The 11,751-nt window shown below is 63.9% G+C and carries 14 protein-coding genes and 1 pseudogene; 5 read left to right on the forward strand and 10 right to left on the reverse strand.

Features of this window, described 5'->3' with window-relative positions; translation table 11 throughout:
• Nucleotides 1-32 precede the first annotated feature (32 nt).
• The gene (locus QSK35_RS07630) at nucleotides 33-422 is read left to right on the forward strand and encodes a hypothetical protein (RefSeq protein ID WP_285743661.1); all 390 of its coding nucleotides are present in this window, start codon (nucleotides 33-35) and stop codon (nucleotides 420-422) included.
• A 308-nt stretch (nucleotides 423-730) separates the two neighbouring features.
• On the opposite strand, the gene QSK35_RS07635 is transcribed toward QSK35_RS07630, so the two are convergent.
• Together QSK35_RS07635 and QSK35_RS07640 are read right to left on the reverse strand one after the other, a co-directional pair.
• Nucleotides 731-1,054 carry a hypothetical protein gene (locus QSK35_RS07635; RefSeq protein ID WP_285743663.1) on the reverse strand — a complete coding sequence of 108 codons (324 nt, stop codon included), beginning with the start codon at nucleotides 1,052-1,054 and terminating at the stop codon, nucleotides 731-733.
• A complete protein-coding gene (locus QSK35_RS07640) occupies nucleotides 1,051-1,320 on the reverse strand; it encodes a hypothetical protein (RefSeq protein WP_285743665.1) in 270 nt (89 codons plus the stop codon). The genes QSK35_RS07635 and QSK35_RS07640 overlap by 4 nt, the downstream gene beginning before the upstream one ends.
• 182 nt (nucleotides 1,321-1,502) lie before the next feature.
• Between QSK35_RS07640 and QSK35_RS07645 the strand changes: the two genes are divergently transcribed.
• Both QSK35_RS07645 and QSK35_RS07650 read left to right on the forward strand, forming a co-directional pair.
• Nucleotides 1,503-2,771, forward strand: a complete 1,269-nt coding sequence (locus QSK35_RS07645; protein WP_285743667.1) for an NsdA family TPR-like regulatory protein — start codon at nucleotides 1,503-1,505, stop codon at nucleotides 2,769-2,771.
• Nucleotides 2,768-3,403, forward strand: a complete 636-nt coding sequence (locus QSK35_RS07650) for a 2'-5' RNA ligase family protein (RefSeq protein ID WP_285743669.1) — start codon at nucleotides 2,768-2,770, stop codon at nucleotides 3,401-3,403. The genes QSK35_RS07645 and QSK35_RS07650 overlap by 4 nt, the downstream gene beginning before the upstream one ends.
• Nucleotides 3,404-3,428: 25 nt before the next feature.
• On the opposite strand, the gene QSK35_RS07655 is transcribed toward QSK35_RS07650, so the two are convergent.
• The 6 genes from QSK35_RS07655 to QSK35_RS07680 form a co-directional block, all read right to left on the reverse strand.
• Nucleotides 3,429-4,961, reverse strand: a complete 1,533-nt coding sequence (locus QSK35_RS07655) for a relaxase/mobilization nuclease domain-containing protein (RefSeq protein WP_285743671.1) — start codon at nucleotides 4,959-4,961, stop codon at nucleotides 3,429-3,431.
• The gene (locus QSK35_RS07660) at nucleotides 4,958-5,404 is read right to left on the reverse strand and encodes a hypothetical protein (RefSeq protein ID WP_285743673.1); all 447 of its coding nucleotides are present in this window, start codon (nucleotides 5,402-5,404) and stop codon (nucleotides 4,958-4,960) included. Before QSK35_RS07660 ends, QSK35_RS07655 begins: the two co-directional genes overlap by 4 nt.
• 150 nt (nucleotides 5,405-5,554) lie before the next feature.
• Nucleotides 5,555-5,719, reverse strand: coding sequence for a hypothetical protein (locus QSK35_RS07665; protein ID WP_285743675.1), 165 nt, complete (start codon nucleotides 5,717-5,719; stop codon nucleotides 5,555-5,557).
• Nucleotides 5,706-5,915, reverse strand: a complete 210-nt coding sequence (locus QSK35_RS07670; protein WP_352243434.1) for a helix-turn-helix domain-containing protein — start codon at nucleotides 5,913-5,915, stop codon at nucleotides 5,706-5,708. The genes QSK35_RS07665 and QSK35_RS07670 overlap by 14 nt, the downstream gene beginning before the upstream one ends.
• A 37-nt stretch (nucleotides 5,916-5,952) precedes the next feature.
• Nucleotides 5,953-6,657 carry a hypothetical protein gene (locus QSK35_RS07675; RefSeq protein WP_285743677.1) on the reverse strand — a complete coding sequence of 235 codons (705 nt, stop codon included), beginning with the start codon at nucleotides 6,655-6,657 and terminating at the stop codon, nucleotides 5,953-5,955.
• A gap of 42 nt (nucleotides 6,658-6,699) precedes the next feature.
• The gene (locus QSK35_RS07680) at nucleotides 6,700-8,202 is read right to left on the reverse strand and encodes a recombinase family protein (RefSeq protein WP_285743678.1); all 1,503 of its coding nucleotides are present in this window, start codon (nucleotides 8,200-8,202) and stop codon (nucleotides 6,700-6,702) included.
• Nucleotides 8,203-8,696: 494 nt separating this feature from the next.
• Between QSK35_RS07680 and QSK35_RS07685 the strand changes: the two genes are divergently transcribed.
• Both QSK35_RS07685 and QSK35_RS07690 read left to right on the forward strand, forming a co-directional pair.
• Nucleotides 8,697-9,752, forward strand: a complete 1,056-nt coding sequence (locus QSK35_RS07685) for a hypothetical protein (RefSeq protein ID WP_285743680.1) — start codon at nucleotides 8,697-8,699, stop codon at nucleotides 9,750-9,752.
• Between the two features lie 225 nt (nucleotides 9,753-9,977).
• A pseudogene (locus tag QSK35_RS07690) lies at nucleotides 9,978-10,154 on the forward strand (MBL fold metallo-hydrolase); the annotation flags it as partial.
• Nucleotides 10,155-10,211: 57 nt separating this feature from the next.
• Here the strand turns inward: QSK35_RS07690 and QSK35_RS07695 are convergent.
• Together QSK35_RS07695 and QSK35_RS07700 are read right to left on the reverse strand one after the other, a co-directional pair.
• Entirely contained in the window at nucleotides 10,212-10,823 is a 612-nt protein-coding gene (locus QSK35_RS07695) for a response regulator (RefSeq protein WP_285743682.1), read from the reverse strand.
• On the reverse strand, nucleotides 10,820-11,737 hold the full coding sequence (locus QSK35_RS07700; protein WP_285743684.1) for a hypothetical protein: 918 nt from the start codon (nucleotides 11,735-11,737) through the stop codon (nucleotides 10,820-10,822). Before QSK35_RS07700 ends, QSK35_RS07695 begins: the two co-directional genes overlap by 4 nt.
• Between the last annotated feature and the right edge of the window lie 14 nt (nucleotides 11,738-11,751).

The following is an 11,751-nucleotide window of genomic DNA, read 5'->3' on the forward strand; positions in this document are numbered from 1 at the left end:
AGGTGAAACAAGAGTCCTGCCGTGGTCCAACCTTGGAGGAGATCACGTTGAGCACACGATCAATCTGGACCCTCACCAGGTTCATCGCCCCGGTCGCAGCGGCAGCCGCGATCATCGGCGGGGCCGCCACCGCGGCACAGGCCAGCACGCCAACCCCGTCGCCTCCCTACGCAGGCGTTGCGCCGCAGGCCGGGCCGAGCAGACTGCCCGCCGTTTTCCCGTCCTGGTGGTGGGGGTCGACGACGGTCTGCATCAAGAATGTGGGTGAGGAGCCCGGTACGGCACTCGTCCTGCCGGTCCACGGCACCTTCAACGTGTCGCCAGGCGAGGAGAAGTGCAGGCCCGCCTGGGTTTTCGGCGCCCCGATCGTGGCACTGAATATCAGTACGTCGCACACCGAACTTGAGGGCCGGACGTACTGATCCCGGCGAGCGGCAACACAACGAAACCGTCGACCATCCTTGGCCGAAACCAGGGTGGTGCGGAGCGCTTAAACGCTCCGCACCACCCTGTTCGGCTGCAATCCGTTGACACCCTTCAGGCTGAACATGACCGCCACCGTCGCGGTGCCGAACCTCAGCACGCCGACCTAACGACGTTCTCCTGGCTCGCGGAGTACGACCAACCTCATCGAGTCGCCGCCGGATCGGACAGACTTGAGTGGCAGAAACCCTCATCCGGTCAGGCTTCGATGACGGTGGGACGACCTTTACTGGCAGCGGGCAGTTCGCTAGTCCGGACCGAGTCCGAGGACCAGACGAGGCGCATTCGGCTCGTCTGGCGCCGGCAATACGAGTAGCTCGCCGATCACGTCAGTGAGAGTTCCGGTCCGCTCCCAAACGATCTCCTGGTCTGGAGTCATACGGATGCCTAGGGCGTCGGTGGCCGACCTGATGCGGATACCGTCGCGCCACCCGTGGGGCCAGGTCCGGAAGCCGTCGAGCTGGTCACGACCAGGCTCCGGCGGCAGGAACTTCCAGCCACCATCACGGATCACGAGCAGCATCTCGATCTCCGGGAACGCCGCAACTGCGGCCGCGTCCACGGCGTTCACGCGATGTCTCCCCGATTGGAACCGACCGAAGCCGCCAGGTCGGGGTCACCAGCAGCCACGGTCGGAGTCGGATAGCGAGGCAGCGTGTCCGCGCCACACCGCTCGCGCAGCTCCGCAACAGTCGGCCGCGGCTCGACCGCAGCACGAACGCGCGTGACCTGACGGCGGCGGATTGCTTCGCGGCGCACCTGGTAGCCGAGCCAGCACACGATGCCGACGACCACGGCGCCCAGCACGGCGAGGATGGCGAACGCTCCCGGTGTCATGGTTCGAACATCGGGCAGCCGGCAACGCCCCGACAGGCCAGACGCAGGGGCAGACCGGGGCAGCACGGGGCACGCGGCGGGCTGACGCTTCGCGGTCCTGCGGTTACTCTCGGACCGTGCCGGAGCCGAACCGACTTCTCCGGGCGGTGCGCGAATCGACCGCGTCTCGCCAGGTTCCGGGCATGCGCATGTCCCGACGCGAGCTCGCTGAGGCGGCCACCGAGTGGCTGAGGATCACCACCGGCAAGAGCGTTGCTCTGGACGCGCACTACATCGCGAAGATGGAACGGGGCGTCGTCGCCCGCCCGTCCGAGCACTACCGGGCCGCGCTACGTGCGGTCCTCGGTGTCGCCGCCGATGCCGACCTTGGCTTTCCAGATCCGAATACTAAGGCGCAGCAGGTGGTGCGGCGGGCCGGCCGAGTCGCGACGATCCGGTCCGACGATGTCGAGGAGGTGTTGATGAGCGCGGCGGACGAGTCCTCGGACTTCCTCGCCTGGGCTGAGTCCACGAACGTTGGCGAGCTGACCATCGACCAGATGCACGCCGACGTGCGCCGCATCGCTCACTCGTACCTGAAGGTGCCGACGCTGCCGTTGTTCGCCCGCACCAAAGCATTGCGAGATCGGGCATTCACGCTGCTGTCCGGCCACCAGGCCCCGCGGCACACCCGCGAGTTGTACGCCGCTGCCGGATGGTCGCTGACCGTGCTGTCCTGGATCTCCGTGGACCTCGGACGCCCTGACGCCGCCGAAGACCACGCCCGCGCCGCGTGGATGTGCGCAGAACGAGCCGACCACAACGCGCTGCGCGCATGGGTGCGCGCGACCCAGCACACCGCCGCGTTCTGGCAGCTGGACTACAACTCGGCGGCCCAGTACGCGGCCGATGGCTTGAGCTACGTGGGGACCGGTAGTGCCGAGCTGTTCCTGTCCAGCGCCTTGGCCCTCGACTTGGCTCGCGCAGGTGACAGCGAACGCGCCACGACGGCGCTCCGCCGTGCACAGCACTGCGCTGAAACCGTCGCCCGCGCCGAGGACGAGTTGTCCGGCCCGCTCACCTGCTCGGTAGATCGGGCTGGGTCGCTTTGGTCGGACACCGAGCTCGCCCTGGGACAAGCAGATGACGCACTCGTGTTCGCCGACCGCGCGGTTGCGACGTTTGAGGCCACGCCGGAGGACAGGCGCAACCGAGGCTCTGAGCGAATGACGCGTCTGCAGCAGGTCAAGGCTCACCTCGTACTCGGTGATCTCGGCGGCGCCGAGGAGGCGCTGCAGCCTGTACTCGACACGGCCACTGCGCATCGCGTCAGGCCGCTTCTGCATCGGGTGGCCGAGGTTGGTGTGATGGCAACGCAGGCGAGCCGAACGTCCGACCCAGTCGCACGGCGGATACGCGCGGCGGTAGCCGATTTCGGCAGGGACACCGTGACCAAGGAGCTGAACGCGTGAGCGAACTCGAGCCGATGCGGGACCACTGGTGGTGGCGGCCGGGCTGGAAGGTTGGACGATCTTTCTACACCTGGCACGTCACCTTCGCCGACCAACCAGGCGCGCACCGGCTCGTCGACGGCTACGCCTCTGCGTTGGCCGAACTGCCCAGCATCGACCCGATTCCGACCGAGTGGTTGCACCTGACGTTGCAGGGTGTCGGCTTCGCGGACGAGGTAGACCGCGGCGACCTCGACCGAATCATTGCGGCGGCCGAGAAACGGTGCTCTGAGTTGCGACCGTTCACGGTGACCATCGGTCCCGCCCATGTCGACCCGGAGAGCATCCAGATGCCTGCGCGGCCGCTAGAGCCCGTGGCCAACGTGCGTCTCGCGATTCGTGCCGCGATCGGTGATGTGTGGGGACACGACAACGTTCCCGAGTCCGCGGACGGCTTCCGTGCACATGTCTCGCTCGGGTACTCGAACTCGGCGGGGCCGGCCGAACCGGTGGCAGACGTCCTGCACAGGCACACCGAGCACATGTCCGAAGTCACCATCTCCTCGGTGTCGCTGATCGACCTGAACCGAGACCACAAGGCCTACGAGTGGACGGACGTGGCGACTGTGCGGCTCGACGGGCGGCAACCGTGACCTTCGGTTGACGCCCGTCCCTGATTCAGCGCGTACGGCGACTCACCGATTGGTGGTTTGGCAACGCTCCAATCGACGGCCTCTGGAACCCCAACTTCGACGCTGCGGCAATCGGCGGGGTGGCCCCCGGCTTCTTCTCGTGATCGACGGGTACTTGGCCAAGCATCCTGTGGGCGGTCCGCGCATGCCGGGCCGCGACGTGACGCTGGTGCGTTTCGTGCCAAGCCGCGACCTCGGCGACGAGCGCTGACACTGCCATCAAGAGCGCGATGAACTGATCAGCTGTGGCGCGTTGACGTTGGGGATTGCGCACACCTGCTCTGATCAGATGGTTGGCAGCCGTTCGTAGATCGCGCGACACCCTGGCCCATCGACGCGGCAGAACTTGGTCGGGAACTCGGCCGGCCCGCGCGTATGCCTCCCAGGCGTCGGTCAGCAAAGGCACCTTGTCCGCGTCGGCGAACGCGACGAGAGCCAACATCATGTCGCCGGTCGCATGAGCGATGCCCTGTAGGGCCTCCTGCCCAAGGGCAGTCTTGAGCATCGGCCCACGGAGCAGGAAACGGTCGCGTGCCGGCAGCACCACCTGGTCAACGATCCCCTGCACCGAGTCCGGCACGGTCGTCTCCCGCGACTCCCACCGGTTGGTGAGCTTCGAGTAGGTGAGATCTGGGCCGAGCTTTCCCCCAGCGAAGTACAACGGGCTCCCCGACGCCGTGCGGCATGCCGGGTCCGAGGCATCAGTGACCGAGTAGCCGAGGATCTGCCCGAAGCGGCCTCGGCGCGTACGAACTGTCGCACCGGTCAACGCCATGTACTCCTCGAACTCGTCCCAGTTTCGCGCAGCGGCAGCGGCGCTGGACACTTGGCGACGGAGCTTGACGCGGATCGCGACATCCGACCGCCTTTCGCCCGTGCCGTGAAGCCTGGCGGCCTTCTCGTTCTCGGCACGAGTTGGACGCGGTGTCGCCGTACGGTCGGCGGCTCCGGTGCGGATCAGGCCGTATCGCTCCTCAGCGGCGTTGCACGCCTCCTTCACTCGCCGGAAGTCGTAGTTGTGGTGCGGGTGCACGATTTCCCCAGTGTCCTGTCGAACCAGCACCGCGGCGATGTGCACGTGGTCGGGTGCGTGGCGGATCGCAACCCATCGGCACCCACCGGGATCGTCGCGTTGAGCAATCCCGGTGCGGTGCAGCACATCCGTCACCACGTCGGTCCACTGCTCGTCGCTCAACAGCGGGTCGTCGGGATGATTCCGCAGCGAGCACTGCCACACAGGTCCTTTCGGGATTCGCCCCGACGGCCCTGGCCAGTCGTCTGCATTTGGACGCCGCTTGGGTACGCCAGCAAGCGCTGCAGGAACCCGGAGAGCCGAAACCAAGTCGCCGATGTCGAAACGGTCTGGTCCCAGTTGCTCGGGCTGGTGCGACTCGGGACGACCGTCCCAGGTCGCGAACACGTGCTGGTCTGTGTGCGCCGACTGCTCGGTACTTCCCGGTCCCATCAGGTAGCGGATGAGGCCGTACACGTTCCAGCCGCGCGTCACCTTGCCGATCATGTCGACTCGAAGCGATCGATGATACGAGCCAGGAGGGCATCGACGGCGGACAGACGCTCACCCACTTCAATCACGACCCGGTCGATGTTCGCGATGACGCGAGGCGCGGCCATGCCGACTTCGCCGGTTGCGTTCGCCGCGGCCGCCAGCTGGTTCAGGTTGTTGCCATGCACGACACTCACCCGACGCAGCTGCTGTAGCTCGGTCTGCAACTGCACCAGCTCGTGTCCGATCTCCTTCGCTGCCACCCTCTGCGGATTGTTGGCCGCACGCGCGGCTTCGACGGCTGTCTTCGCAATCCACGCTCCGACCTTGAGCTGTGCTCGCGCTGCGGCTTGAACGACTGCGGCGAGCTCGGGCACGTTGAAGCGCGCCGTCTTCGTGAAAACGCGCTTGTGCACGGCATGCGGCCGGTGCCCTGCGGCACTTCCCTTGCGTTCCATGACATCCCCCGATGAGTCGACCTTCGCCAGCCGCCGGCGGGCGAGGTCGAAAAGCTGCTTTTTCTCTACCTTGCTCCTGACGCGATCCCCGATCAGGGAGCCGTCTGGCGCCGGTGCCAGGCAGGCACCGGCGCTACGAAACGAGCTGGCTCAACGACATCCGTCGCGCGGTACCGAGTCGTCGCCGCTCGACAGGATCGCGGCGATCCTCAGCCGCTGTCGCGCGCTGAACGGCGGCGCGCTGCGCACGATCTCTTCGACGTAGTCATCGATGTGACGGGCGTTCTTGTGGCGCGACTTTCTACTGCGAGCCACGGGTCACCCCCGTAACCCGACGGGCAGCCGCGAACTCGTTGAGATCCGCGGCTGAAACGCGCACGAGCCGTCCAAAGCGGACGTGCGGAAGCTCGCCTGCCCTGATGGCACGGCGGATCGTGATCTCGGAGACGGACAGGTGTGCCGCCGCCTCTGACACCGGAAGGTAAGTGGGTTGCGTCTTGTTGTCTGCCACGGCGTGGCCTCTCCTGAACAGGAGAGCCAGCGACGCGCTATGCGGCTAAAGCGTTCCCCCGAACGCGCACAGCCCATCGTGACCCTCGCTGCGTTGAGCTGCGAGGGACACGGCGTCCTGGCGCACGGGCAACACGCGGCCCTGCGACAACAAGTCGTCCTGGCGGGTGCACTCGACGCGCCGGCGGCGCGTTCTGTACCGGCTCAGCGGTCACCGTCGACGCGAGCTCGCTGCTGACGAGAAGATCAAGCAACCACAGCAGAACCGACGTGGGGAACTTCTGCCTGGAGGCCCTGGACAACAGCGCCAAGAACCGGATAAGCAGCATCGCCGCGTCGACTTCGAGCGCAATCACAGGTCGATCCGCAGGGTTCACACCTGGGCCATACGCCCGGCCGAAGCCGCGGCTGATCGACCGTTTGAACACGTCGTGCTCGCTGAGGATCATCAGATCCTGGTGAATGGTGAACGGAAGATCCATCACCTTCGCAAGAAGCTTGGCGCGCTTTGGATGGCTCTCAGTGATGCGTCTGTTCGCCGCATCACTGCTGTCGACGAAAGCCCCAAACCCGCCTAGGAGACCACGTGGCAACGCCGCCTCCATGGCCTGCATCTCCTCAGGTGGAAGGGACGCCCGCAACGCGCGGAGGAGGTGCACTCGTTGGTAGATCTCACGAGCGGAGTAGCACTCGGCACGGGCAGCAGGCGCGGTCAGTTCGCGCACCACTGCTTCCCACAGCACCTCTGAGCTCCCCCGAGCACTCATAAGACCACAGTAGACAGCTCAGGAATGGACGTCCAAGGCTTCGGCGGGCATGTTGCGAATCGCGTCGGGCTCAGACTCGTCATCAGGCTCGAAGTGGATGTCGACCGACTCCGGCTTGAAGCCAGGGCCTCCGCGGGACGGGATGATCGTGACCGTCACGCCCATCGCCTCCAAGAGCGCCCTTCGCTGAAGTACGTTCAGCTGCTTCCAACGCTCTTCTGCTTGTGGCCCAACCATCCCGGCGACCAGGTCACTAGGCATCCCAACCACGAGGCGCAGAGCTTCGCGCTCGGCCTTCTGCAGCTCGGGGCTGAGCTTCTCGCTGATCCTCCGCAACTGCTCGCGATCAAGCACACCGTCCGCGTAGTCAACAGCAGCGGCGTCCAATCGCGCGCGGATGCCGGCCGCGTGCTCACGGGCTGCTTTGGCCGCGCTGTCGTCGCGTGTCAGCAGGTCGCGCGCATCGGGCTCCTGCAGTCGCCGCACGACCACTCGTTCGACCAGGTCATCCACCCACTCCTGCCGACGCCCGACGCATGATGCGGTCGAGTCGCAGACGTAGAGCGGCTTCTTGCCAAGCTCCTTACGGCGGGAGTTGACCCACCGATGGGACACCCTCAGTTGTGAACCACACTTGCCGCACCGGCCGATTCCGAACGTCAGCAGGTGCTGCCGGGCACCGCCACGCGTCTGCACCCGCGAGGGATCGGTCAGGAGAGCGACCACCTGGTCGTGCTTGTCTTGATCCACGATGGGCGGCCACGCCGCCGGCCCGAAGTCTTCGCCGTCGCGCTTCCGCCGCGCGATGTTGGACAGCCGAAGCGCCAGCTTGCGAACTGAGCTCGTGCGCCACGATCGGCCATCGCCATACGGCGTGGGCACGTCGCGTGCGTTCAGGTCTGCGGTAATCGCGTTCAGCGACTCGCGGGCGAGCAGGCGATCGACGATCTCGCGGACGATTGCGGCTGAATCTTCGTCGATCTCGTCCTTGAAGCTCAGAACGCGACCGTTTGCATCACGCTCGTAAATCCGACGCCATCCGTACGCAACCGCGCCATTGGCACGCCCCTCCTCAGCGCGTTGAAGGGCGGCTCGGGCGACACGCTCGCCCTTGATCTCGGATTCCATCGTGTCGAACTCGCCGAGGAGCCCGGCCACCACACGACCAGCCGCACTCGTGAGGTCGAGGTCGTTTCCCTTCACGAGCGCGATCGAGACACGAGCCTTGGACAAGCGCTCGATCCCATCCGCACGTTCGCGTCGATTGCGCCAGAGTCTCGCCATGCCGTAGGCGACGATGCGAGTGATCTCGCCTCGCTCGGCTGCCTCGATGAGCGCTTGATATGCCGGGCGAGGGCCGCCCCGCAGCGCGCTCAGGTCGTTGTCGACCCACTCGTCGCGAACCGTCCATCCGCGGGACTGCGCGAGTGCTCGACCGTCCTCCAGCTGACGGGTCACGCCCTTCTCCTGCTGCAGCGGGTCCTCGCTGATGCGCGCGTAGATCCCCACGACCTCGGTCATACGAACCAGGGTAGCTATGTTCATCGCTAGTGTGATTCACTCTTCTCGGTTTTTGCCGGAAAAATAATTCGCCGGCAGCTTCGTGTCCCTGATCGACGTCACAGAAGACCGCCTTGCCGGCGCGACTCGTGGTCGTACATGAGCCACTCCGACGCCTCGAGGTCGAGTAAGCAGCACCGTTACCGGCGGGGGCGGCGACCACGACTGACGGGACGAAACTGCCCCGGCGAGGCGCTCCTCAGTGCGGACGACTTGCCTGGATGCATCGAGGCCGAATGACGCTCCGCGCAGGCCTCGTCCACAGGGAATCTATTGCCGCGCTGACCGAGCAACTCAGTGCAGAAACGAACGATGTCTCGATCAGTCAAGGAACTCTATGGAGAAGACGGGCCGCCGACGCCACCAGAGGCCTACTCGACGTCCGCTTGCCAACTACATCCTAGAGGGGCAACACCCGACGCGCGCTTGACAGATTGCACCATACGCGCGACAGCATGATCGAACTTCGATACGGTAGTTCTCTCAGCTGGCACAGCTTACTGGTCTACGGAGTGACTGTGGTCTACGATCCACCGCCGGACATGAACGTCAGATACCATGCCGAGGCGTTTCCACCGGGCACAGTTCTAAACTCTGGGCAACTCACCTTCAACGCGGACGATCTCGCCCATGCACTATTCGTCACAGGTCGCGCACCCGGAGATAGGGCGAGGTACGGTGTTGTATCAGCATACGAATGGGTGCATCGCACCTCCCTAATTCCAGCGTATGTAAGACGCACATTTAGGGGAGCCCGATTGACCCGATCCAACCTCGCACTAGAACTGGACAGGTCAGAAAAGACAGCACTCTCGTACGCGCTCGGACAGGCTATGACCGCCATATTCTGCGAATGGGAGTTGGCGACAGCCTATCTTATGCACGTGGACCGGTACGCGAACCACTTCGGCATAAATTTTGGCGCAACCCAACAGCGCTCCGACCTCTTTGGACTAGCTCCCAGCGGCTGGGTAGTAGCAGAGGCGAAGGGGAGATCCAGCGGAGTAGGGTCAGACCTTCGAGAAAAGATGGTTGCACAGAAGCGCTCAGTGAGCGATATCAACGGCCAGCGGCCATGGATCGCCCTGGGTTGCGTAGCACATTTTTCGCCAACGACTGGATATATGCAGTTGAGCGCCTTCGACCCCGAGGAGGAGGATGTCGAAACGATCTCACTTCAGATATCGATGGATCGACTTACACTTGCATACTACCTGCCCTTTGTAAGAGCCATCGAGATAGGCGATGAAGAGGAACACCCGTCCGTGGACATGGCTTCACTGGGCCCACTCGGCCTACGCGTTGGCCTCCTCGCTCAACTCAGGCTGCGCGTGCGTAGCGCGGAACTCGGCGAGCTCCAAGGACTTCACGAAGATGTCACAAATATACTTAGCGAATGGTCGGAAACATCCGACCAGGTGCGCACTGACGGCACAATGGTGGCCACATCGTGGACTGAAGCAATGAGTATCGACGATTGGAAAACATTCCTCACGTCGGACTACGAGTAATTCTCCGCGTCACATTGCCTCACCGCCAACGAGGCGTCCAATAAGCCAACCATGCAGGACAGACTGCAAACCCCCTGCGATAGGTTTATCGCCAGCGTCACAACAGACAGGCAGCGTCGATGCACAGAGCGCCCGATGTATCTCGCAACAACGAGGCGACATGTAGCGCAACTGCGCGGTTGCGGTAGCTGGACATGTTCACCGCTAGTGTGATTCACTCTTTCCGGGGGTGCGGGGAAGACCACCTCCGCCGACAACTTCGCCTCGTTGATCAACGACGTGGAGGACCGGATCTTCGCCGTCCTGCCCGACGACACCTGGTTCTACCCCGGTCACGGGGACGACTCGACGTTGGGCAAGGAGCGGCCGGCGCTGGCGGAGTGGCGCGCCCGCGGCTGGTGAGTTCCCGCATGAACTCCAGCGCCGCACGCAGCCGGTATGCGGCGCTGGAGTTCGTTCCTACCGGTCGCGGCGCTTCAGGATGGCTGAGATCAGCTCGGCTGGCGCATCTGCGACGATAGCAAACCCGTCTGCCACCAGATGCTTGTTCGCTTCGGCGTCGAACGTGTAGGCAATCACCGCAATGTTCGGGCTTCGCTGTCGAACACTCGCAGCCAACTCGACACCTGCCTGAGGATTACCTGCTCTACCCAGATCCGTGATGACAACAGAGAAGTCGATGTTGTCCAGGTACCGTTCAGCACTCCTCGTGGAAGTCGCCGCCGTGACGAAGCATCCCAGATGCTCCAGCGCGATCACCTCGCGGACGTTGTTGTCAGGAAAGTCATCAACCCACAGCACACGCACAGGCTTGACGCTCTGGATACCTTCAATTTCTCGCTTCACTTCTTCGATCCCGGCAGGCTTTCCTCGCTCGGCGGCAACCTGCTCGATTGATTCAGCCGCCTGTTCGCGATCTTCCGACGTCAGCTCCACGTCGAGTTCGAAAAGATCGACGATTGCAACCTTCGCACGCCCGGAAGTTCCTTTTTTGGCAATCCGCCAGAACAACGCCACCAACGCAAAGATGAACAGGACGCCAAGAATCAGGGACACCCACTCGAAGGTCACCCCATCACACCCTCACGGTAGCCATATCCTGCGAGCTCTTGCCCTAGCTGAATCTGCACCCGACCAAGCGGAGGCAGATCTTCGGCCAGTGTCGTCATGCCATCCATGACCTGTCCCAGCCCAAGCTGGCTCGCCGCCAATGCTATAGTTCCGCAAATATCAAGATCAACGACATCCACCGGCGCAGCAGCGTGGCGCCAGCAGTGTTCATTGGCCATCGCAAGCTCGACCGACTGAACATATTTTGCAATCCAGTCGTGAACATGCTCGACCACCGCCGAAATCGGGCCGGTATCGGCGGTTCCGCCAACCATGGGCGCTTCCCGAACGTCACCGGCAAGCGCCGACGCCAAAGACCAGAACCGTCTGATCGGAATACCAAGAGCGCCCACCGGAGACACTCCGACGCTATGTGGCGACTCAGTCAGAACCGTCTGCACCATTCCTCGAAGCTCGTCATCGTCCTCGCCAGCAACGACCCCGGCCAGCAGCAGGTATGCCTGTTGCTGCGGATAGTTCAGCGCAGCCTCAACCGCTGGCTCGCCGACCTCCGATCTTTCCGTGAAGCCTGCACCACCCGACAGACGAGCAAAACTCCGGCCAATGCCGCGGCGGAGCTCACCAAGCTGCGCAGGCTCGGCAACCGCCAGAAGGTAGTACCCGAAGCCGAGGTTGAACTGGGAGTAGATGACACCCGCCCTCACAAGCAGCTGCCGAGATCGTTCAACATCAAACAAAAGGCACCATTGACCTGCCTCCCGAAATGCCGAGGCGGCATCCATGAGCAGAACCCATGATTCATCCCCCGGACCATCCGTAGAACGACGAAGCTCCTCGACCTCCTCGAGGCACCTTCGTGCATACCCTTCCAGGAAGTCGACGACGCCACGGACGCTGGACTCGTCAAGCTGCATTTCGCGAATATGTC

The organism is Lentzea sp. NBRC 105346 (genome assembly GCF_030269605.1).
Lineage (GTDB): Bacteria > Actinomycetota > Actinomycetes > Mycobacteriales > Pseudonocardiaceae > Lentzea.

What these genes read in the sequence shown, in the direction of transcription:
- QSK35_RS07685 (WP_285743680.1), top strand. Translation starts at nt 8,697, where the DNA reads ATGATCGAACTTCGATACGGTAGTTCTCTCAGCTGGCACAGCTTACTG.
- QSK35_RS07655 (WP_285743671.1), bottom strand. Translation starts at nt 4,961, where the DNA reads ATGATCGGCAAGGTGACGCGCGGCTGGAACGTGTACGGCCTCATCCGC.
- QSK35_RS07640 (WP_285743665.1), bottom strand. Translation starts at nt 1,320, where the DNA reads ATGACACCGGGAGCGTTCGCCATCCTCGCCGTGCTGGGCGCCGTGGTC.
- QSK35_RS07700 (WP_285743684.1), bottom strand. Translation starts at nt 11,737, where the DNA reads ATGCAGCTTGACGAGTCCAGCGTCCGTGGCGTCGTCGACTTCCTGGAA.
- QSK35_RS07660 (WP_285743673.1), bottom strand. Translation starts at nt 5,404, where the DNA reads ATGGAACGCAAGGGAAGTGCCGCAGGGCACCGGCCGCATGCCGTGCAC.
- QSK35_RS07680 (WP_285743678.1), bottom strand. Translation starts at nt 8,202, where the DNA reads ATGACCGAGGTCGTGGGGATCTACGCGCGCATCAGCGAGGACCCGCTG.
- QSK35_RS07645 (WP_285743667.1), top strand. Translation starts at nt 1,503, where the DNA reads ATGCGCATGTCCCGACGCGAGCTCGCTGAGGCGGCCACCGAGTGGCTG.